We start from the raw sequence: 21480 nt of genomic DNA, 5'->3' as shown, positions 1-21480 counted from the left end.
GTTTTAGTGTAGTTAGTATCTTTCAGGCTAATTAGTTATTCACGAACCCTAACATTGAAAGATATGTCTCAGCAAGAAAACGAAAATATGAAGAAAGATCTCCACAACGAAGATGCTACAAATTCTGACGGAAATTCAGATACAAATAAAGAATCTGTATTAGGATCTGCGAGCCAAGAGAAAGACAATTCTGATAATAAAAATTATTCTGGAGTAACTGAGTCTCAAAACGCTGCAGAAAATAAAGATAAAGATCATTTGGAAAAGGCCATGATAGATGAAAGTGAAGTTTCCTCTTCTCAAGCCACCAAAGATGCAGAAGAAAAGATGGCTGCTACCTCTAGTGCTCAATTGGAAGATGAAGATGAGGAAGAGCTAGCACAATCATCAGAAAAAAAAGATATACAGACGGAGTTTGAAGATACTGTGGCAGAAGATAGCGAAGATGAAACTACCTCTGAAAGACATGGTATAGAGAAGAAGGATTATCATGCAATGTCTAAAGAAGAGCTTGTAAAAGAGTTTGAACATTTGGTAACCACTCAAAAAGTGCAAGCCATTAAAGAACACGTTGAAGAGATAAAATCTGAATTCAATGCTAAATTTGATGAAGAGGTTGAGGAAAAGAAAGAAGATTTCTTAGCAGAAGGAGGTAATATTATAGACTTCCACTACTCTACTCCCATCAAAAAACAATTCAACTCTGTTTATTTCGACTATAAAGAGAAAAGAAATAATTACTATCAACAGCTAAAACAAGATCTAAATAAGAACTTAAATAAGCGACTTGAGATCGTTGAAGAATTAAAAGGCTTGTTGGATGTAGAAGAAAATATTAATACCACCTATAAGCATTTTAAGGAGCTACAAAACAGGTGGAGAACTGCAGGATCTATTCCGCGAGATAAATACAATACGGTTTGGAACACTTATCATCATCATGTAGAGAATTTCTATGATTTCCTTCATTTGAACAGAGATTTTAGAGATCTAGATTTCAAGCATAATTTAGAGCAGAAATTAAAGATCATAGATAGAGCAGAAGAACTAACTCAGGAGAAAGACACTAGCAGAGCGTTTAGAGAACTGCAGATGTTGCATAAAATGTGGAAGGAAGAATTGGGACCTGTAGCTAAAGAATATAGAGATGACATCTGGAATAAGTTTAGCGAAGCTACTAAAAAGATCCACGATCTTAGACAATCTTATTATGATGATTTAGAAAAGAACTATGAGAAGAATCTTGAGATTAAGCAAGAGATCATAACCAAGATAAAGTCACTATCTGAAGGAAAATATACCTCTCACAATCAATGGCAACAGCAAATTAAAGAATTAGAGACGCTAAGAGAGCAATTCTTTAAGGCAGGAAAAGTGCCACGTGAGAAGAATGAAGCTACCTGGAGTGAATTCAAATCTAACGTAAGACAATTCAACCGTAATAAAAATGCCTACTACAAAGGTTTGAAGAAAGAGCAATATGATAATCTTGAACGTAAGAAAGAGCTTATTAAAATTGCAGAAGACAATAAAGACAACGAAGATTTTAAGGCCACTACTCCACTCATGAAAAAGATCCAGGCTGACTGGAAAAAAGTGGGTCATGTTCCTAGAAAAGACAGTGATAAAGTATGGAAGCAATTTAAAGCAGCTTGCAATCATTACTTTAATAGAATGCACGAGAACAGCAATGAAGAGAATGCAGAAGAAATGAAGGCTTTCGATCAGAAAAAAGAAATGCTAGACTCTTTAAAATCTTTTGAATTCTCTGGAGACAAAAAAACAGATCTTCCAAAGATTAAAACTGCGATAGAAGACTGGAAAAATATTGGAAAAGTACCATTTAATAAACGTTTTATTGAAGGAAAGTTCAACAAACTTCTAGACCAATTATTCTCTAAGCTGGATGTGAGCAACACTAAGGCTGAGATGATGAAATACGAGAATAAGATCCAAGCCTTAAATGATGCAGATGATGATAAAAAACTTAGAAATGAGCATTATTTCTTGAGTAAGAAAGTGGAAGAGACCAAAGCTGAAATTAGGCAGTTGGAGAACAACCTTCAATTTTTCTCTAATGTGAAGGATGATAATCCTCTAGTGAAAGAAGTTCTTAAGAATATAGAAAATCATAAAGAAGATCTTAAGATCTGGAAAGAGAAGCTAAAAGCGATAAAATCTTTATACTAAATAGATTAAATTACTAATAATTTAGGCTTTGTAAAAAGCTCCTTTAAATTTCCACCTGAAATAGAGGATGCTTAATTACAAAGCCTATATATTTATATAGTCGAATTTAAAATTTATCGTATCTAGAGCAACTTAGCTTCATTCCAGAAGATATCCATTTCTGCCAGGCTCATCTCACTTAAAGGTTTATTGATCTGGATAGCTTTCTCTTCTAAATATTGAAACCTTTTAATGAATTTTTTATTGGTACGTTCTAAAGCATTTTCCGGGTTGATATTTAAAAATCTTGCATAGTTTACCATAGAGAAGAGAACATCCCCAAATTCTGCTTCCATCTTATCCTTATCATTAGTATCTATCTCATGTTGGAGTTCTCCTAATTCCTCTTGTAGCTTTTCAAATACCTGTTGAGGCTCTTCCCAATCAAAACCCACACCTTTTACTTTTTCTTGAATTCTACTAGCCTTAACAAGTGCTGGCAGAGATTTAGGAACACCTTCTAATACACTTTTCTTACCTTCTTTCAATTTTAATGTCTCCCAATTCCTTTTCACATCCTCTTCATTCTCCACTTTAACATCGCCGTAGATATGTGGATGCCTACTAATTAACTTTTCACAAATGGAATTCGCGATATCAGCTATATCAAAATCGTTAGTTTCACTACCTATTTTTGCGTAGAACACAAGATGTAGCAGCACATCTCCAAGCTCTTTCTTGATCTCTTCTTGATCTTTATCTAAAATAGCATCTCCTAACTCATACACCTCTTCTATAGTAAGATGTCTTAAAGACTCCATTGTTTGCTTTTTATCCCAAGGACATTGTGCTCGCAATTCATCCATAATTGTTAGAAGTCTATCAAATGCTAAAAGTTGGTCTTCTCTGGAGTTCATGATCTAAGATTTTTATAAAAGTACAATCGTAAATAATAATAAATTTTATCTGAAAGAATTATTATTAAAATAAAAAGCAGCTTTAGATTCTAAAGCTGCTTTTTATTTTATAGGTATGTCAATACTATTCTTCTTCGTCTGAAGCTTTTGCTTCACCTTTAGAAAAATCGGTAAATCCATTGTCAATTAATAGATTATACCATTGTAACACTTTTTTTATATCACTTTGGTAAACTCTTTCCACATCATAATCTGGAAGGATCTCAGAAAAATAAGCTTCTAGTTCTTTCTTATTCGATTTATGATCTATAGCTTTTTTACCTTCTTCTTTGTCTGAAATCTTTTGAAAGATCTCTCCTAAAGGAACTTCTTCTGTATAGGTATAAATAGCTATTTCGCTAAGTAAACTCACATTATTACGCACATTTACAGCTATTTTCTTACCATCTGTAACAGATTTGGCAACAAAACCACCACGCGTTTGTGCTGTTAACTCATATAATCCTGGTTTCCCGGAAATCGATAAAATTTTTTCTAAACCCATACTTCTTTTATAAATTTTGGCTGGCAAATATCATATCTCTTGATTTAATATCAAAAGAATCAACGCCCTTTTTTCATTAATGGAAATCTCATTTTGTAGTCTGCATGTATCTTTCCCTTAGCAATATTACTAAGTTTTCCCTTGATAAGCCTTTTCTTTAAACTCGATAATTTATCTGTGAACAAGATACCTTCAATATGATCATACTCGTGCTGAATAACTCTTGCTGCCAAACCATCATAAGTTTCTCTCTTAGGTTCAAAGTTCTCATCCATATATTCTATGGTGATTTTTGGTTTTCTAAAGACATCTTCTCTTACATCCGGAATACTCAAACAACCCTCATTAAACGCCCATTCCTCACCCTCTTCTTCTACTATTTGTGGATTGATAAACGTTTTTCTAAGATTTTTTAATTGCGTTACTTCTTCTTCATCCATTTCCTCATCATCTGCAAAAGGAGCAGGATCTATCATGAACATACGTACTGGCAATCCCACTTGAGGGGCAGCAAGCCCAACACCATAGGCGTTGTACATAGTATCCCACATATTATTGATCAATTCATCCAATTTTGGATAATCTTTAGGGATATCTTTACATTTTTTCTTTAGAACGGGATCTCCGTACGCAACAATTGATAAAATCATTCTTGTAAAAATTAATGCTTTATAAACTTTTATGTGATCAACTTATTTATACAAATAAGATTGTAAAATTATGGTAGCGCTAATTTCATCTACCAAAGCCTTATTCTGGCGTTTTTTCTTTTTCAATCCGCTATCTATCATGGTTTTTACGGCCATTTTAGAAGTGAATCTTTCATCTACTCTTTTAACCTCCATATCTGGAAATTTAAGAGCAAACTTTTTTAAGAACTCTAAAATTGCCGGTTCACTTTGAGAATCGGAGTAATCCATTTGTTTTGGCTGCCCCATTAATACCAACTCCACATTTTCTGAAAGAAAATATTTTTCAAGGTAGACCAACAATTCTGAAGTAGGCACTGTAGCAAGACCAGATGCTATGATCTGCATCTCATCTGTAATTGCTATTCCTGTGCGCTTAGCTCCATAATCTAAAGCCATTATTCTAGCCATATCAAATTTTATGCAAATGTAAGGTTTATATACTAATGCTCCCAAAAATTGAAGGGAAGCTATTATATTTGCTACAAAAATAGATTATGACCAATTTAGAAGCAATTATCACCAAAGCTTGGGAGGACAGAAGCTTGTTGAATGAGGAAGAGACCACCAATGCAATAAGAGAAGTGATCTCTTTATTAGATGAAGGAAAATTAAGAGTTGCAGAACCTTTAGGAGATAAATGGCAAGTTAATGAATGGGTTAAGAAGGCGGTAGTGCTGTATTTTCCAATTCAGAAAATGGAAACCTTAGAGGCGGGTATTTTTGAATATCATGATAAAATTCCTTTAAAAACCGGATATAAAGAAAAAGGAATTAGAGTTGTTCCTAATGCTGTTGCCAGACATGGCGCATATATTTCTAGTGGTGTTATATTAATGCCTAGTTATGTAAATATTGGAGCATATGTAGATGAGGGCACAATGGTAGATACCTGGGCAACTGTTGGGAGTTGCGCTCAAATTGGAAAGAATGTACACTTAAGTGGTGGAGTTGGAATTGGAGGCGTTTTAGAACCTCTTCAAGCAGCACCGGTAATTATAGAAGATAACGCTTTTATAGGTTCCAGATGTATAGTTGTTGAAGGAATAAGAGTAGAAAAAGAGGCTGTTCTGGGAGCAAATGTAGTACTTACAGCTTCAACAAAGATCATAGATGTAACTGGAGATGAGCCAAAAGAATTTAAAGGTTATGTTCCTGCTCGTTCTGTAGTGATTCCTGGAAGCTATACCAAGAAATTTCCTGCAGGAGAATTTCAGGTGCCATGCGCTTTAATAATAGGACAAAGAAAAGAAAGCACCAATAAGAAAACTTCCTTGAACGACGCATTAAGGGAATATAATGTAGCTGTATAAATTTATAATCTCTAAGATTGAAAATACTTATCATACAGATGAAAATGATTGGGGACGTACTTACGTCCTCAATTCTATTTGAGGCAATACGCTCCAGATACCCAGATGCTGAACTTCATTATTTGATCTATAAGCATACGCTCCCGGTGGTAGAGAACAATCCGTTTATAGATAAATACATCATATTTGATCCTGAAGTGCATAAATCTGCAAAAGGTTTGATTAAGATGATCCACATTGTTAAAGAAGAGAAGTATGATGTTGTTATTGATGTCTATTCTAAAATAAATTCGGCAGCTATCACTATGAGAAGTGGAGCTTCAGAGAAGATCTCTTTTAAGAAATGGTATACCAAAAATGCCTATTCAAAAAGATATAGACCCGCTACAAAATCTGAAACACCAGCAGGTTTAGCTATTGAAAATAGAATGCTATTATTAAAGGGACTAGGAAAAAGTTTCCCAAAAGCTCTAAAACCTAAGATCTATCTTACTCAGGAAGAGAAAGATAAGGCGAAGCAACTTTTGATTGTTAATGGAATAGACCTTCAGCAGCCTTTGTATATGATAGGTATTTTGGGAAGTTCAGAAAGTAAATCTTACCCCAAACCATATATGGCCATGCTATTGAACTATATTGTGGCTCAAACCAAGGCTCAACTCATAATTAATTACATCCCTTCACAAAAAGATACTGTTCTAGAAATTTTAGAATTGTGTGAAGAAGAAACCCGAGCTCAAATAAATCTAGCTGTTTACGGAAAGAATCTTAGAGAATTTATGGCGCTAACCAGCTACTGCAATGCTATTATAGGTAATGAAGGCGGTGCTGTTAATATGGCCAAAGCTTTAAGCATTCCAAGCTTCTCCATATTTAGCCCACAAATATTTAAAGCCGACTGGAATTTATATGAAGACGGTTTAAAAAATGTAGGGGTTCATCTAAATGATTATAGACCAGAACTATTTATAGAAAAAGATAAAAAAGACCTTCGAAAAGAAGCTTACCAATGGTATTGGATCTTTAAACCAGATTTTATCTATCCAGATCTGAAATTGTTCTTAGATCGAAATAAATAGGGATTGGACTACTTTCTGAATTTTTGCTTTAATCTATTCTTTCTTTCTATCTGTTCCTGAAAAGCGGCCGTGTATGCCCACATTTTTTCAAAGATCTCTACGGATGGTTTACTGATAAGTTTAGCATATTCATTTGCCATAACTTCTACCATTTCCTTTTTTGGAGAAAGTCGACTAAAATTTTTAAGTCTGTCTTCTTCAGTAAGATCTTTAAAGATCATTCTATTAAGATCTACCAGATAGAATTTATACGAACCATCATTAATCTGAATAAGCGTATTACCCGGAGAGTGGTCTAAAAACAACACTCCTTTTTGATGCAGCTCATAAGTAAATCTGGTAAACGCCCTCAAGATCTTTTCGTGATCTTTAAAATTTGGTTCTTGTACTAGCTCTCTATAGGTAAGATCATACGTTATATGCTTGCTCACAAAGTAGCTTGTTCCAAAAGTAAAAGGCAACTGCTCCTCAAAATAAGCCACGGGTGCTGGTGTATCTATCTCTCTCTTTAATAACTCCTGTGCATAATTGAAAGAACGCTCTGCCTTAGATTTTCTGAAGAATTTGTACGCAATCTTGTTTACCGCATTAGGCACCTTAAACCTTTTGATGTTTAAAACATCACCCTTATGATCAAAGATCTTTATTGTATTTCTATCATCATAGAGAGTGGTGCCGGTAGCATCGAAATCTTCAATAATTTGAGAGATCTCGATATTTTCTGATAAATAATTCTGGCTGAACTTAGCTTTCATGCTGCAAATATAAAATATTGGTATTCTTAAATTGATAGAACTAAGGTTCTTTTTATTAAATTATATTTGCTTAAAATGTAAAGAAATTACTTGTGAAGAATAAATCGGAATCATTTAAAATTGGATTTCTATTTCTTGATGAAATTCATCATATCAATCATTTTATAAGTGTAGCAGCAGAACTTGCTAAGAATCATGAAGTGTCTATACTTACCTACAAAAATCCAGATCCCTATTTATTTAAGTGTATTAATAGATTTCAACCAACGGCTTTAAAAATTGAAGAACTTAGTACCTCCCCTTTTCGAGCACTTACCGATAAATTAAAGGATAGAAAATTGCCTAGAAAAGGTTTCTGGATAAAAAAGAACAAAAAATACATCACAGACAATTTTGACGCGGTAGTCTTTACAGATTATTTTCAGAAATATCTTCTAGGAACCCATATTAAATTGATCAAGTTCCCACATGGTACTCCTGGTAGAGCCTATTCTTATAATCCCGCTCAATTAGATTTCGATTTTCAATTATTATTTGGCGAGTTTCACCATCAGCAATTCAAAGAACTTAATCTATTAGGGAAAAATCCTGTAGTAGTTGGGTATCCTAAATTAGATGCTGTAAAAAATCTGAAAAAAAAGAACTTTTTTAAAAATCAAAAACCCGTTGTTATCTACAATCCTCACTTTGATTCTGAATTATCTTCATGGAACAAATTTGGTTTGGAGATACTCGCATATTTTTACAATCAGGATAAATATAATTTGATCTTCGCACCCCATTTACATTTATTTCAAGAATTAAAGGGAGGTGAAAATAAAGAGCAAATTCCAAAAAGGTTTTTAGATGCACCGCATATTCACATAGATCTAGGTTCTGCAGACAGTACAGATATGCAATTAGTTAATGCTGCAGATCTTTATCTGGGCGATGTTTCTAGCCAGGTATATGAGTTTATAATTAATCCTAGACCGTGTTTATTTTTAAACACGAATGGTATAGATTATAAAGAGGACATCAATTATAGATTTTGGCAGAGTGGTTTGGTAATAGACCGTATTAAAGATTTGGATAGCGATTTATCGCAAGCTTTCTTAAGTTTTGATGAATATAGACCTGTTCAAGAAAAATTAAATCTTGAGAATTATTTTGTGCAGGAAGGTTCTACTCCATCCATCAGAGCAGCACAGGCTATAATTAAGTTTCTTAATTGCTAAGGCAAATACTTATCAATTCCATTTTCACAGGTCTGTAATTTCTGTTGCTCAGCTTTTAATTGAATTTTATAGTTGATGGTATCTCGCTCTCTTTGGGCCTGGGGATGCCACAGGTGGTATATGATGCCTTGGTATCTTAGCCTTTTTCCGTAGATATCATTATTTAATAATCTTATTACCATTTCCGAGTCTTCCCTACCCCATCCGGTCATATCTTCATTATAACCATTTATCTTTAAAAAATCTTCCCGCCAGAAAGAAAGATTACATCCTCGTACTTTCTTAGAAAGTTCTTTTTTAGCTTTATAAAATGCTCCAAATTTAGGAAGATAAATATTCCTAGTTCTTCGCGTCATACCCTTAGTGAAAAAACTAAAATCTATTTGCTGATCTTTAACTGCACCAGCGCTTAGCTCTTCGGTTAGATTTACTCTACTTCCAAATAAGTAGATACCTACAGTGGCGTTTTTTATGTGATCTTCAATGAAATTTGAATGCATTATACAATCTCCATCTAATTGAATAATATAATCTGCATTGGTACTGGCTATAGCTTTGTTTAGAATAACAGTTCTTCTAAACCCCGAATCTTCATGCCATACGTGATTAATATTTAGAGTAGATTCTTTTTTAAATTTAGTTATAAGCGCTTTTGTTTCATCTCTAGAACCATCATCTGCAATAAGTACCTCGTCTGGAAGTACTGTTTGAGCAATAAGGCTTTTAAGTACTAATTCTAAGGCTTCTGGCCAGTTGTAGGTAGAAATAAGCAGCGCTGTTTTCATTAATGATTTTAAAATTATATAATATATTCTGTTGATGAGATTAACGAAAAATAAACCTTCTTATAAATCTCTCTCCTTTCCCTTCCAAATATAAAATTCAGAATGATTAGTACAAGCTTCTTTTAGGGAAATTGTAAATTTGCACCAATGAAAGCGGCTTCAAAAATATGAAAATCTTACATCTATCTGCGGTAAAGACCTGGGGAGGTGGAGAAAATCATATTTTCAATCTGGTAAAAACTCTAAACAGCACCTATCCTGAAAATAAGAATTTTGTACTATGCCCCAATAATTCTGCACTTTACCAAAAACTTAAGGAGAATGATCTATCTGTTTCAACTTCAAATTTAAGCTTAAAGATAGACCCAAGATATAGCTCAAAGATCATTGCTATCTGTAGAAAAGAGAAAATTGATCTAATTCATATTCATGATCCAACCGCACTAACACTCTCTATTATAGCAGATAAATTATACCGGCTGCCTCCATTTGTACTTAGTAAAAAAACCTCTTTTCCTATAAAAGATAGAAGACAAACCCTTTATAAATACAACTACCCTAAGATAAAGAAGATCTTATGCGTTTCTAAAGAAACTCGGAGAATTACCTCTAAAGCAATAGTAGAAAAAGACAAACTAGAAACCATTTATCATGGTACCAATGTGTCTGCAAATCCATATCCATCTTCTATTATTCTGAGAGAACAGCTAAATCTGAAGAAAGATCAAATACTTATTGGAAATATTGCAAATCATATAAGAGCAAAAGACTTAGATACATTTATAAATGTTATAGATCAACTAGTAAACGTTCAAAATAAAAAAGAACTCCATTTTATTCAGATAGGCGCATTTAGTAAAAGAACAGATGCCTTAATTCATCGAGTTAGGATACTTCATCTGGAAGATCATATAACATTTATGGGCTTCCAGCCAAATGCATCACAGCTCATCTCTCAGTTTAATATTTCTGTATTGACTTCTCAGAGTGAAGGAGTGCCTCAATTTATTTATGAATCTTTTTTAATGAAAATTCCTGTTTTAAGTACTAATGTTGGAGGGATTCCAGAGATCATAGAACATGGAGTAAACGGGTTATTAGCTCCAGCGCATGATCATATTAAAATTGCAAACTTGCTTATAACTTTAATAGACAACGTATCTTTGCAAGAAAATTTTATTCATCGTTCTCATAACGTCCTTATAAGATCTTTTTCTACAGAAACTATGGCGCAAAAAACGATGACTACCTATAAAAGCATTGTAAATGGAAAATAACATCAAACAGGAAATAGAGATTTGTCTGGAAATTCTTAAAAAAGGAGGTCTTATACTCTATCCAACAGATACCGTATGGGGAATTGGTTGCGATGCTACAAATTCTGAAGCTGTAGATAAGATCTATAAACTTAAGAAAAGAAGTGATAGTAAAGCGATGATCTGTTTAGTGAATAGCCTTAGAATGCTAGAGCAATTTGTAGATCAGGTGCCAGATGCAGCATATCCAATTATAGAGCATTCCTCAAAACCAACTACAATAATATATGACAATCCTTTAAGAGTTGCGAATAATCTGGTAGCAGCAGACGATACTTTGGGAATAAGAGTTACTAAAGATAAATTTTGTGAACAGCTTATCTATCAATTTAGAAAACCTATAGTTTCCACTTCTGCCAATATTAGTGGAGAACCAACACCTAATTCTTTTTCTCAAATTTCTCCTGAAATTTTAAAAGGTGTGGACTATGTAGTAAATTTGCATCATTCTAAAAATTCAGGTCCTCCATCGGCTATTATTAAGCTTGGAAACGATAGATCTGTAAAAGTGATACGCAAATAAGACATGCCCAATAAAAAGAATTACAGTCAAGCACTTCAGCATCCCATCTTTAAAGTAATTTCTCAGGCTACTGCAGAGCTTCAAATAGATAGTTATGTAATTGGCGGATTTGTAAGAGACCTTTTACTGGAACGCGGTGAACATAAGGATATAGATATAGTTGCAGTTGGAAGTGGTATAGAGCTAGCTAAAAAGGTCTCCTCCTTACTAGACCATAACCCTAAAGTACAGATCTTTAAGAATTATGGAACTGCCATGCTTCATGCTTATGATATGGAAATTGAATTTGTTGGTGCCAGGAAAGAGAGCTACAATTTAGAGAGTAGAAATCCGGTGGTAGAAGATGGAACTTTGGAAGATGATCAGGACAGAAGAGATTTCACTATTAATGCACTGGCTTTAAGTCTTAATGAAAATAACTATGGAGAACTCCTAGATCCCTTTAACGGATTAGAAGATCTTAGTACCAAACTGATAAGAACTCCACTAGATCCCGATATCACTTATTCTGATGATCCTTTGAGAATGATGAGAGCTATACGCTTTGCAACTCAATTAAATTTTAGGATAGAACCAGAATCTCTGGAAGCCATTACTAGAAATAAAGAAAGAATAAAGATCATTTCTGGAGAACGGATTGTTGTAGAGATCAACAAAATTTTAATGTCTGAAAAACCTTCTATAGGATTTGCGTTACTTCATAAAACAGCGTTATTGCCTATTATTATGCCTCAGCTTACTGCTTTGGAAGGTATTGAAGAAATAGAAGGACAAAAACATAAAGACAACTTTTGGCATACGTTAGAAGTTGTTGATAATATTTCAGAAAATACCGATAATCTTTGGCTTAGATGGGCTGCCTTATTACATGACATAGGAAAAGCTCCAACAAAGAAATTTCACAAGAAAATTGGATGGACTTTTCACGGACATGAATTTGTGGGTGCGAAAATGGTGTACAAGCTTTTTAAACATATGAAACTTCCATTAAACGAGAAGATGAAGTATGTTCAGAAGTTAGTTCTTATGAGTTCTCGACCTATTGTAATTGCAGATGAAAAAGTTACAGACTCTGCAGTACGAAGGTTAGTTTTTGATGCCGGGGAAGAGATAGAAGATCTTATGACACTTTGTGAGGCAGATATTACTACCAAAAATCCAAAAAGATTTAAGAAGTATCATAATAACTTTAAAAAGGTTCGGATAAAATTAAGAGAGGTTGAAGAGCGCGATCATGTAAGGAATTTCCAGCCACCTGTTTCTGGGGAAGAGATCATGGAAACTTTTAATCTTAAGCCTTCTCGAGAGATCGGGATGATTAAAGATGCTATAAAAGAAGCTATTCTGGAAGGTGAAATTGCCAATGACTATGATGCTGCTAGAAACTACATGCTTAAAAAAGGAGAAGAACTAGGCTTAAAGAAAGCTTGATCTTACTTAAATTTTGGTTTCGATATTTGATAATACCCTAAGAAATGTATAGAAAATTAGTAAAATTATCACTCGCCTTAGTCTACCTTGTAATTATTGCAGGTGCTTTAGTAAGAATGACCGGATCTGGAATGGGTTGTCCAGACTGGCCTAAATGCTTTGGATATTATATTCCTCCTACCGAGGTTTCTGAAATTGAGTTTAAATCAGAACATGATTACGAAAAAGGTCAGGTAATTATAGTTGATGAAGCTCTACAGGTAGCTGCTACAGATTTTAGATCGGGTGATACTTATAACCCTTCTAATTGGAATACCTATACCAAACATGATTATGCCATTTTCAATCCCTGGCACACTTGGGTAGAGTATCTCAATAGACTTGCTGGGGCCCTTGCCGGAATTGTGATCTTAATTATGGCAGCACTCTCGTTTTCAAAATGGAAGATCAAAAAGCGAATTACATTATTATCATGGCTTACCGTCTTTTTAATGGGATTCCAAGCCTGGCTTGGCGCAACAGTTGTTTACTCTGTACTCTCTCCGGTAAAGATCACCGTGCATATGCTTATGGCGTTAGTAATAGTTGCAATTTTATTGTATTTAATGCAATTAACAACACTTAATACGTCTTCAAAATTTAAAAATAAAGCATTTCAAAGTTTGATGTTTTTTGCCATAATTTTTACGCTTATACAGATAACCTCTGGTACACAGGTAAGGCAACTTATAGATGAGCAAATAAAACTATTAGGTTATGGCACCAATCAGCAATGGTTAGAAAATCCATCGCTCACCTTCTACGTTCATCGATCATTCTCTATACTTATCTTATTAGTAAACCTATTACTTTGGAGACAAAATAAAAAATTATCACTTGGTTTTAATAAGATGAACTGGATAATAGGTTTGATATTTGCTGAAATTCTTACCGGAATGGCAATGTATTATCTAGATTTTCCGGTTCTTTCTCAACCTTTACATCTAGTTATTGCTACGTTACTTTTCGGGTTTCAATTTTATATATTATTGGAGGTTTTACGTGCCACTAAAAAGGCTAAAAGTTTGTAACTTTGCGTGCTCAAAAAAAAGAATATTATGATTTATCGATTTAGAGTTATTTTGGATGCTGAAGAGGATGTTTTTAGAGACATTGAACTTTTAGAAGAAAGTACTTTGGAAGATTTCCATAACTCCATAATCAATGCTTTTGGATTTGATGGTTCAGAAATGGCCTCTTTTTATATAAGTGATGACACCTGGAACCAAGGGGAAGAGATCTCACAATTCGACCTTTCTGACGAGGAAGGATCTATACGCCTCATGAACGAGACAACCTTAGATTCTGTAGTATCAGAATCTCAGACTAAGCTTATATACGTGTACGACTTTTTAAGCATGTGGACCTTTCTTATAGAACTTGCTGAAATTGCAGAGCCCGAAGATGGAAGAGATTACCCAAACCTAATGTTCGTTCATGGCCAAATACCTATGGAGGCACCAGATAAAGAATTTGTAGCCGAAAAAGATGGGTTTGACGACGATGATTTTGATGATGATTTTGATCTTGAAGATTATGATGACCTTCCTTTTGACGATAACTGGAATTAATCATTTTAAACCTTCAGACCTTTAAGTTACTCGATACATAGCTGTTAACCTAGCCTTTAATTTATTTTATTAGTAAGACATTTAACCTCCACGTTAAACATCTACGTAAACCTCTAAAATGATCAACTTATATAACGCTCAAATTGAATCTCTTTCTATTCACCGTGTTGGTAATAAAAGTAGAAATGAAAACATTTTTTTATCTGCAGAACCTTTTCAACTAAATGATGAGATCACTCCACTTATAAAAGAATATTTTCTTAAGCCTTTTAGAGAAAAAGAAGAGAACTATTACCAGTTCTTTCATGAGACAGATCTAGAATTTAACGAGTTATATAATTTTGCCAACAAGATCTTTGAAGATCCAGAATCTGTGCATGAAGTTTCTAAAAAGATAAACACTTTATTGTTTGAACAATCTGCACATCCACATATTAAAAGTGGAGAGGTTTACATTGTATATTTTGAAAATATGCTTTTAGATAATGAGAAGACCTCAGCTATAGGAATATTTAAATCTGAGTTAAAGCATGATTTCTTACAATTTCAGGAAAAAGGAAGTGTTTTAGAAATGATCATTCAGCAAGGAATTAACCTTAATAAACTAGATAAAGGCGCACTTATTTTCAATAAGAATAAAGACGAAGGATATAAGATCCTTTCTGTAGATTCTAACAAATATGATACAAAATACTGGTTAGAGAATTTTCTTGGAGTAGATGTACTGGCAGATGAGAATTTCTATACTAAGAAGTACCTAAAATTCTGTCAGAATTTTGCTAAAGATGTTGTTTTACCAGCAGAAGATAAAAAAGAGGAGGTTATGTTCATGAACCGTAGTGTAGATTATTTTGCAAAAAACGACTCTTTTGATGAAGATAACTTTCTAAACTCTGTAATAGATAATCCAGATCTTATTCCAGAATTTAAGAACTACAAAACGGAGAAAGCTCCTAAATATAAAATTGAAGATCTTACAGAATTTCCAATCTCAAACTCGGCTGTAACTGCTTCAAGAAAATCTATAAAGAATACCATTAATCTTGATACTCATATACAGATTAGAATGGATTTCATAAACCCGGAATCTGCAGAGAAGTTTGTAGAAAAGGGATGGGATGAAGAAAAGCAGATGTATTATTACCTGGTTTATTTCAATAAAGAAGAAAAGAGCTAAGTTACCTTAGCACTTTCATATTTACATCTTCATAATTTCTACGCACAAACTCTAAGGCTGTTCTAAGGATTTGCCCCATAGTTCTCGCTCGTTTAAATTTTACGTCTCGTGTGAATACGAATAGATCTTTTCTCAGAGTTCTAACATTCTCTGGTGTAGAAACATGGTCATTAATCATGCATCTTATAAGCTCTTTAAATCTGGAATGTGCGTTAATCATCCTTTTGGCTAATAGAGAACGTTCCTCTCTTCTATATTGCTCTATAGAATCGTCTTGTAACTTCTCTGCTACAAGTTGAACCATCTTATAGTTTTCTTTAAAGAATTGCGGTCTGTAAACCTTTAGATTTCCTTCAAAACATTGTTGATCAAAATCTATAGCTCTTATGGTGTACTCCACATGATCAAAATCGTGGGTAGGAATAACTACGTAGTTATAAGCTCGCATATCACCTAGAAGCCTAACCATACATCGTTCATTAAATTTAACGAACTGCTTAGCTATTTGAGTTTTTGCTCTATCATCGCAATGCGGTAATTCATCTGTTATAAAAACATCTCCGGGTATTCCTGCAATGTGTTCTTCTATTAATGTGTCTTTATAAACTAGAAAATTGATACGGTGCGGAGATAATATATGCTCTATTTCAAGGCCATATATCCTAGAAGAATCTGCCATTTTCACGTAGAAATAGGTAAAACTATCATTTAAAATATTTCGAACTTTAATTCTGAAAGGTTTTGAGTTTCCGAAGGTGCAATAGTCTATAGCATCAATATTTAAAGATTCTAAAGAATCATCACTACCATCGGAATGCAAAATGGTATACACATGTTTTAAAGAATCGTCTATTTCTTTTCGTTCACTATCAGAATAATAACATCGTACCCAAAGCGTATCCTCGTCATGTCTATCATATACAGTAACACAGCCTGCAAACCTTAGAAGATCATCATAAAACACAGGGATCTTGGTATTTCTGTTATATTTTGCGAGATAAGCATTAAAGCGTTCATTCACTGGAAATGAAGGCTTTTTCTTCGACATTAATTTTTCTTCCATGTAACCGATTTTTCCAAAAATAAGATTTCTCCCTCACTTCTGCTGTAACAAAACGTTAACTTAGTCGTCAAATGTTAAAATCAAGTTTACTTTGGATACAATTCTAACACTACAACATCTCACAAAAAAATACGGTGCTTTAACCGCTGTGAACGATCTCTCCTTTACAATTCAAAGAGGTAATGTTTATGGAATTTTGGGGCCAAACGGAAGTGGAAAATCTACTACCCTTGGAATGGTCTTAAACGTAGTTAATAAAACTAGTGGAGAATTCTTTTGGTTTGATGGTAAAGATTCTACTCATGAAGCATTAAAGAAAGTAGGAGCCATTATCGAACATCCTAATTTCTATCCATATATGACCGCTGTTCAAAATTTGGCATTGGTATGTAAGATTAAAGGTGTAGACCCCGCTAAGATAGAAGAAAAATTAGCTATTGTTGATCTCTTAGAAAGGAAAGACAGCAAATTTAAAGCTTTTTCTTTGGGAATGAAGCAGCGGTTAGCAATTGCATCTGCACTCTTGAACGATCCGGAAATACTTATTCTTGATGAACCTACCAATGGATTAGATCCTCAAGGAATACATCAAATTCGCGAGATCATTAGAAAGATCGCTTCTACCGGCACAACCATTCTTTTAGCATCTCATTTATTAGATGAAGTAGAAAAGGTTTGTTCTCACGTGGTTATAATTAGAAAAGGGGTTAAACTATATAGCGGAAGGGTTGATGAAATGAATGCAAGTTTTGGATTCTTTGAGTTGAAAGCCGCAAACATGCAACACCTAGAAGAAATCGTTACAAAACATCCATCTATAGGTAAAGTTACGAATATCGAAGGTCTAATAACAGCCATTTTGAATGAACCTATGGATGCAGAGATGATGAATAAATATATATTCGACCAAGGCTTAACCCTGTCTTATCTCAATCAGAGAAAAGAAAGCTTGGAAGAGCAGTTCCTTCAATTAACAAAAGAAAATTCTTAGTACATGTTACGACTTTTAAATATAGAACTCCACAAACTAAAATATAGTCGGTCTGCTAAGATCCTCACTACCACATATTTTATCCTAATTACCTTTATAGCTCTTATCGCTTCCATAGAATTCAATTTAGGAAATGTTCATTTTAGACTGGCAGATCAGGGAATATTTAATTTCCCATTTATATGGCACTTTAACAGTTATATCGCAGCCCTATTAAAATTGTTTCTGGCCATTGTAATTGTTTCTATGATGTCTAATGAATATAGCAATAGAACTTTAAAACAGAACTTAATTGATGGTCTTAGTAAAAAGGAATTTGTTCTATCTAAATTTATAACTGTAGTACTTTTTTCACTCGTCTCTACCCTATTTCTGTTTATCGTATCCTTAATTTTAGGATATTCATTTTCAGATTATACAGAGCTTTCAATAGTATTCTCAGATCTTGAATACTTATTGGGCTATTTTGTAAAACTGGTAGGCTTTTTCTCATTTTGTATGTTCTTGGGAATACTTATAAAAAGATCTGCATTCGCTTTAGGATTTTTATTTATATGGTGGATCGCAGAGAGCATAGCATATGGGGTTTTAAAATGGAAAATTTTTAGAGATTCTGATGTGGCAGATTCCATTGCTCAATTCTTCCCCTTAGAATCAATGAGTAATCTTGTTGTAGAACCAATATCCAGATTAAATGTTATAAAAGCTGCAGCCTCTCAAATAGGCTCTGAACTTGATAAGGATTATGGGGTACATTGGTATCAAATTCTAATTGTAATTGCATGGACAGGACTTTTTGTGTTCATGTCTTATAAACTATTGAAAAAAAGAGATCTATAATTAATACTATAGATAGAATTAGATGGTTTTTTAAGGCTTAGTGCTACCTGAAGATATTTCTGAATTTGCTTATAAATCAAAGAATGATAGATCTTAATTTGATCTAATGAGCATATTACTTATATAAATTTTAAAATCAAGGTCCTCTTTAATACTTCTTCCTTTTTTAGAACTATTTGCTTCAATCCATTAATTTTTGAACATTCATCTTTACTTTAAGAAAAAATTTAAAGTTCATAGCTATTTTTCATAGCTTTAACCATTATGAAAAGCATTTTATTAACGCTATTTATTTTCAGCATACCAATGCTTTGCTTTTCTCAAAAAGAGACAGCATATTGGCATTTTGGACAATCTGCCGGACTTCATTTTACCGACAGTGGTGTTGAATCTATATCTAATAGTAGTTTGCAAACTTCAGAAGGATCTGCATCTATCTCAGACAGCTATGGAAATTTATTATTTTATACTGATGGTACCCGGGTTTTTGATAGAACCAATGAAATTATGCAGAATGGTTCTTCATTAAAAGGAAATGCCTCAAGTACCCAATCTGCCATCATAGTGCCAAGACCAGGAAATCCTGGCAGATATTATATTTTTACCGTAGATAAACCCGATATTAGTGAAGTACCTAACGATCCTATTGAAGGCATACATTATTCTGAAATAGACATGGCGATGAACAATGGTAAAGGCGCAATAATTTCAGATAAAAAGAATATACATCTTATTACGTATGATGCTTCAAAACCAATAGAAAACGAATACAAAAGTTCAGAAAAAATATCTGCCGTGATAGCTGGGGATTGTATCTCATACTGGGTGGTAACACAATTCACAAATAAATTTTACGCGTTTAGAGTTAGCTCTGCAGGGGTAGAAAGTTCTCCAGTAATTTCTACAGTTTCTAATAATGTACATCCCTTAATTGATGAAGATAGCAAGGGTAATGTAACTGCACCAGGATATTTAAAAATATCTCCCGATGGTAAAAAGCTGGCAGTAGCTTATTCGTCCACATCTTTAGGAAGTCCGAGAACCGGTGGAGGAAAAAAAACCGGAAAAGTATTTTTGTATAATTTTGATGATATAAGTGGAACTGTATCTAATGAGCTCCTTATCTTGGCAAACTCCTTTCCTTACGGCATTGAATTTTCCTCGGAATCTAAGAAACTATATGTTACTGCCAATAATTATGATAACCGGGATGTATTTCAGAACAGCGCCTTAATTCAATTTGATCTCACAAGAACAGACATAGCCAATTCTCAATACTCCATTAATACTTCTAATAATGTAGCCGGAGCACTTCAGCTTGCGTTAAATGGAAAGATCTATAGAGCAGGATATCCTGTTTTTATAGAAGACCATCAATCACTATCTGTTATTAATAATCCTGAAGCAACCGGTGCTAATGTTAGTTACGCTCATAACAGTATTAAGATCAAAAGTGGATATTTAAGATTAGGGCTACCTCCTTTTGTTCAATCTCTTTTCAATAGCAATTTTGATGTTGAAAATCTTTGTTTAGGCGCTAAAACTAAATTCACACTATCCAATACTAGCAGCTATGATAGTCTTGTATGGGAATTTGGAGACGGTTCTACTTCTACAGAAGTTTCTCCAACCCATACTTTTACAGCCCCGGGTAGCTACACGGTATCAATAACAAAAATAGTTAATGGAATACCGCTAGACCCCGCTTGCGAGGAAGTGATTATAGTAGAACTTCCAAAAGTTTCTGATTACAAGCTCAATCAATGTGATGTGGGAGATATAGATCCTACAGATGGTATTACCACTTTCAACCTTCAGGAAATAAGAGATACTGAAGCTTCAAATACACAAATGCAGTACTATTTCTATAAGACTGATGCAGAGGCGATGAATGATATTAACAATGAAAAATCTTTAGATCCTATATTTACAAATACTATTAGAAATCAAGAATTAACGGTAAAAACTATAGCATTCAATACAGACTGTTATAGTTTATCTAAAGTAGTTCTTGAAACAACTTCAACTATAGAAATAAAACCAGATCCCGTTTTTGGATGTTCCCTAACCTCCGGTTCTGGGCAGTTCAATTTTGACACTATTCAAGCTTCAATACTCTTAGATCTAAATTTAGGAAATGATGTAACCATGGACTTTTTTCAGAGTAAAGATGATGCTATTTACGGTATCAATCCATTACCTAGAATCTATGAGGGCAGGCCTTCTACCGTATTTATAAAGTTGAAAAAATCTGGCGATTGCTTCGGTTTTGGATCTCTTGAGCTTGATTTAATTGCATTTCCCTCCATTAAAAATGAGCAACTTATACAAGCTTGCACAGATAACTTTCCACTTACAATAGGAATGGATGATATTCCAAACCCTAACAATTACAACTACAGATGGAATACTGGTGCTACAACTAGAGAACTTGAAATAAATTCTGGAGGATTATACACCCTAGAAATTACAGATCCTTTGGTAGGATGTGGGAGAACAGTACAATTTACTGTGAATGCTTTAGAGGCACCCGCAATTTCGAATATTGTTGTAAAAAATAATGGAGCTGATAATGATATCACTATCGAAACCACTTCCACAGATGAAAATGCGCTTTCATACTCATTGGATAACGAATATGGACCTTATCAAAATAGTCCAGTTTTTAATAACGTATTAGGAGGAACCCATACTGTATTCGTAAAAGATGAAAATTCTTGCGGGGTAGCTCAATTAGAGGTAGAATTGTTTGGATTCCCTTCGCTTTTTACGCCAAATAATGATGGATATAATGACTATTGGATACCCTTTAATACTGATACTGCTGATAATACTCTTACTCAAATTGAGATCTATGACAGGTATGGAAAACTATTGAAACAACTTAGTCCTAAGGGTAAAGGTTGGGACGGCACTTTTAATGGCTATGCAATGCCAGAAGACGATTATTGGTTTCATGCTAAGATGAAGAACGGAGAAGAATTTACAGGTCATTTTAGCCTTATAAGGTAGGATTGGCGCAATTGCGTTAGGTACAATTATTGCTTATTTTCGTGAAGCT

The 21480-nt window shown here is 33.9% G+C and carries 20 protein-coding genes; 13 read left to right on the top strand and 7 right to left on the bottom strand.

The annotated features are described in order from the left end of the window. The first annotated feature begins 63 nt into the window (after nucleotides 1-63). Complete coding sequence (locus tag P163_RS12040; protein WP_034891488.1) at nucleotides 64-2190, top strand: DUF349 domain-containing protein; 2127 nt, start codon at nucleotides 64-66, stop codon at nucleotides 2188-2190. Nucleotides 2191-2312: 122 nt separating this feature from the next. Here P163_RS12040 and mazG read toward each other — a convergent pair whose 3' ends face one another. From mazG to ruvX, 4 genes are all read right to left on the bottom strand, one after another. Further along, a complete protein-coding gene (gene mazG / locus P163_RS12035; protein WP_034891484.1) occupies nucleotides 2313-3086 on the bottom strand; it encodes a nucleoside triphosphate pyrophosphohydrolase in 774 nt (257 codons plus the stop codon). A 124-nt stretch (nucleotides 3087-3210) separates the two neighbouring features. Continuing rightward, nucleotides 3211-3630, bottom strand: a complete 420-nt coding sequence (locus P163_RS12030) for a DUF5606 domain-containing protein (RefSeq protein WP_034891481.1) — start codon at nucleotides 3628-3630, stop codon at nucleotides 3211-3213. A gap of 59 nt (nucleotides 3631-3689) precedes the next feature. After that, entirely contained in the window at nucleotides 3690-4280 is a 591-nt protein-coding gene (gene def, locus P163_RS12025) for a peptide deformylase (protein WP_034891476.1), read from the bottom strand. A gap of 42 nt (nucleotides 4281-4322) precedes the next feature. Then, nucleotides 4323-4730: a Holliday junction resolvase RuvX gene (ruvX, locus tag P163_RS12020; protein ID WP_034891473.1), complete on the bottom strand. Its 408-nt coding sequence runs from the start codon at nucleotides 4728-4730 to the stop codon at nucleotides 4323-4325. An 86-nt stretch (nucleotides 4731-4816) separates the two neighbouring features. Here ruvX and P163_RS12015 point away from each other — a divergent pair, with 86 nt between their 5' ends. Together P163_RS12015 and P163_RS12010 are read left to right on the top strand one after the other, a co-directional pair. Further along, nucleotides 4817-5632, top strand: a complete 816-nt coding sequence (locus P163_RS12015) for a 2,3,4,5-tetrahydropyridine-2,6-dicarboxylate N-succinyltransferase (protein ID WP_034891470.1) — start codon at nucleotides 4817-4819, stop codon at nucleotides 5630-5632. A 17-nt stretch (nucleotides 5633-5649) separates the two neighbouring features. Further along, nucleotides 5650-6711, top strand: coding sequence for a glycosyltransferase family 9 protein (locus P163_RS12010; RefSeq protein WP_034891467.1), 1062 nt, complete (start codon nucleotides 5650-5652; stop codon nucleotides 6709-6711). Between the two features lie 8 nt (nucleotides 6712-6719). Here the strand turns inward: P163_RS12010 and P163_RS12005 are convergent, their stop codons facing one another. Next, nucleotides 6720-7466 (bottom strand): lipopolysaccharide kinase InaA family protein, encoded by a 747-nt coding sequence (locus tag P163_RS12005; RefSeq protein WP_034891464.1) that lies wholly within the window; start codon nucleotides 7464-7466, stop codon nucleotides 6720-6722. 92 nt (nucleotides 7467-7558) lie between these two features. Here P163_RS12005 and P163_RS12000 point away from each other — a divergent pair, with 92 nt between their 5' ends. Further along, a complete protein-coding gene (locus tag P163_RS12000) occupies nucleotides 7559-8683 on the top strand; it encodes a hypothetical protein (RefSeq protein ID WP_034891461.1) in 1125 nt (374 codons plus the stop codon). Here the strand turns inward: P163_RS12000 and P163_RS11995 are convergent. Next, nucleotides 8680-9468 carry a glycosyltransferase family 2 protein gene (locus P163_RS11995; RefSeq protein ID WP_034891458.1) on the bottom strand — a complete coding sequence of 263 codons (789 nt, stop codon included), beginning with the start codon at nucleotides 9466-9468 and terminating at the stop codon, nucleotides 8680-8682. The two genes, P163_RS12000 and P163_RS11995, sit on opposite strands and share 4 nt — an antisense overlap. A gap of 167 nt (nucleotides 9469-9635) precedes the next feature. Between P163_RS11995 and P163_RS11990 the strand changes: the two genes are divergently transcribed. From P163_RS11990 to P163_RS11965, 6 genes are all read left to right on the top strand, one after another. Then, nucleotides 9636-10745, top strand: a complete 1110-nt coding sequence (locus tag P163_RS11990; RefSeq protein ID WP_034891455.1) for a glycosyltransferase family 4 protein — start codon at nucleotides 9636-9638, stop codon at nucleotides 10743-10745. Beyond that, nucleotides 10735-11307, top strand: a complete 573-nt coding sequence (locus P163_RS11985; RefSeq protein ID WP_034891451.1) for an L-threonylcarbamoyladenylate synthase — start codon at nucleotides 10735-10737, stop codon at nucleotides 11305-11307. The genes P163_RS11990 and P163_RS11985 overlap by 11 nt, the downstream gene beginning before the upstream one ends. A gap of 3 nt (nucleotides 11308-11310) precedes the next feature. Then, nucleotides 11311-12738: a CCA tRNA nucleotidyltransferase gene (locus P163_RS11980; RefSeq protein WP_034891448.1), complete on the top strand. Its 1428-nt coding sequence runs from the start codon at nucleotides 11311-11313 to the stop codon at nucleotides 12736-12738. Between the two features lie 44 nt (nucleotides 12739-12782). Next, complete coding sequence (locus P163_RS11975; RefSeq protein ID WP_034891446.1) at nucleotides 12783-13808, top strand: COX15/CtaA family protein; 1026 nt, start codon at nucleotides 12783-12785, stop codon at nucleotides 13806-13808. Between the two features lie 27 nt (nucleotides 13809-13835). Further along, nucleotides 13836-14348, top strand: a complete 513-nt coding sequence (locus P163_RS11970; RefSeq protein WP_034891443.1) for an IS1096 element passenger TnpR family protein — start codon at nucleotides 13836-13838, stop codon at nucleotides 14346-14348. Between the two features lie 118 nt (nucleotides 14349-14466). Next, complete coding sequence (locus P163_RS11965) at nucleotides 14467-15525, top strand: nucleoid-associated protein (protein WP_034891439.1); 1059 nt, start codon at nucleotides 14467-14469, stop codon at nucleotides 15523-15525. A gap of 1 nt (nucleotide 15526) precedes the next feature. On the opposite strand, the gene P163_RS11960 is transcribed toward P163_RS11965, so the two are convergent. Continuing rightward, nucleotides 15527-16588: a hypothetical protein gene (locus P163_RS11960; RefSeq protein ID WP_034891436.1), complete on the bottom strand. Its 1062-nt coding sequence runs from the start codon at nucleotides 16586-16588 to the stop codon at nucleotides 15527-15529. A gap of 91 nt (nucleotides 16589-16679) precedes the next feature. Here P163_RS11960 and P163_RS11955 point away from each other — a divergent pair, with 91 nt between their 5' ends. The 3 genes from P163_RS11955 to P163_RS11945 all read left to right on the top strand — a co-directional run bounded on the left by P163_RS11955 (nucleotide 16680) and on the right by P163_RS11945 (nucleotide 21431). Then, nucleotides 16680-17579 carry an ABC transporter ATP-binding protein gene (locus P163_RS11955; RefSeq protein ID WP_034891433.1) on the top strand — a complete coding sequence of 300 codons (900 nt, stop codon included), beginning with the start codon at nucleotides 16680-16682 and terminating at the stop codon, nucleotides 17577-17579. Between the two features lie 3 nt (nucleotides 17580-17582). Then, complete coding sequence (locus P163_RS11950; protein ID WP_034891430.1) at nucleotides 17583-18419, top strand: ABC transporter permease; 837 nt, start codon at nucleotides 17583-17585, stop codon at nucleotides 18417-18419. Nucleotides 18420-18683: 264 nt separating this feature from the next. Then, complete coding sequence (locus P163_RS11945; RefSeq protein ID WP_034891427.1) at nucleotides 18684-21431, top strand: T9SS C-terminal target domain-containing protein; 2748 nt, start codon at nucleotides 18684-18686, stop codon at nucleotides 21429-21431. Nucleotides 21432-21480 lie beyond the last annotated feature (49 nt).

This window comes from Gillisia sp. Hel_I_29 (assembly GCF_000744275.1).
In the GTDB taxonomy this organism is placed as follows: Bacteria; Bacteroidota; Bacteroidia; order Flavobacteriales; family Flavobacteriaceae; genus Gillisia.
The sequence above is the reverse complement of the archived record's forward strand: the minus strand, read 5'-3'. Positions and strand labels throughout refer to the sequence as shown.

Excerpts from the sequence above, each read along its gene's own strand:
- P163_RS12040 (WP_034891488.1), top strand. The coding sequence starts at position 64 with ATGTCTCAGCAAGAAAACGAAAATATGAAGAAAGATCTCCACAACGAA.
- mazG (WP_034891484.1), bottom strand. The coding sequence starts at position 3,086 with ATGAACTCCAGAGAAGACCAACTTTTAGCATTTGATAGACTTCTAACA.
- P163_RS12030 (WP_034891481.1), bottom strand. The coding sequence starts at position 3,630 with ATGGGTTTAGAAAAAATTTTATCGATTTCCGGGAAACCAGGATTATAT.
- def (WP_034891476.1), bottom strand. The coding sequence starts at position 4,280 with ATGATTTTATCAATTGTTGCGTACGGAGATCCCGTTCTAAAGAAAAAA.
- ruvX (WP_034891473.1), bottom strand. The coding sequence starts at position 4,730 with ATGGCTAGAATAATGGCTTTAGATTATGGAGCTAAGCGCACAGGAATA.
- P163_RS12015 (WP_034891470.1), top strand. The coding sequence starts at position 4,817 with ATGACCAATTTAGAAGCAATTATCACCAAAGCTTGGGAGGACAGAAGC.
- P163_RS12005 (WP_034891464.1), bottom strand. The coding sequence starts at position 7,466 with ATGAAAGCTAAGTTCAGCCAGAATTATTTATCAGAAAATATCGAGATC.
- P163_RS11995 (WP_034891458.1), bottom strand. The coding sequence starts at position 9,468 with ATGAAAACAGCGCTGCTTATTTCTACCTACAACTGGCCAGAAGCCTTA.
- P163_RS11990 (WP_034891455.1), top strand. The coding sequence starts at position 9,636 with ATGAAAATCTTACATCTATCTGCGGTAAAGACCTGGGGAGGTGGAGAA.
- P163_RS11985 (WP_034891451.1), top strand. The coding sequence starts at position 10,735 with ATGGAAAATAACATCAAACAGGAAATAGAGATTTGTCTGGAAATTCTT.
- P163_RS11980 (WP_034891448.1), top strand. The coding sequence starts at position 11,311 with ATGCCCAATAAAAAGAATTACAGTCAAGCACTTCAGCATCCCATCTTT.
- P163_RS11975 (WP_034891446.1), top strand. The coding sequence starts at position 12,783 with ATGTATAGAAAATTAGTAAAATTATCACTCGCCTTAGTCTACCTTGTA.
- P163_RS11970 (WP_034891443.1), top strand. The coding sequence starts at position 13,836 with ATGATTTATCGATTTAGAGTTATTTTGGATGCTGAAGAGGATGTTTTT.
- P163_RS11965 (WP_034891439.1), top strand. The coding sequence starts at position 14,467 with ATGATCAACTTATATAACGCTCAAATTGAATCTCTTTCTATTCACCGT.
- P163_RS11960 (WP_034891436.1), bottom strand. The coding sequence starts at position 16,588 with ATGGAAGAAAAATTAATGTCGAAGAAAAAGCCTTCATTTCCAGTGAAT.
- P163_RS11950 (WP_034891430.1), top strand. The coding sequence starts at position 17,583 with ATGTTACGACTTTTAAATATAGAACTCCACAAACTAAAATATAGTCGG.
- P163_RS11945 (WP_034891427.1), top strand. The coding sequence starts at position 18,684 with ATGAAAAGCATTTTATTAACGCTATTTATTTTCAGCATACCAATGCTT.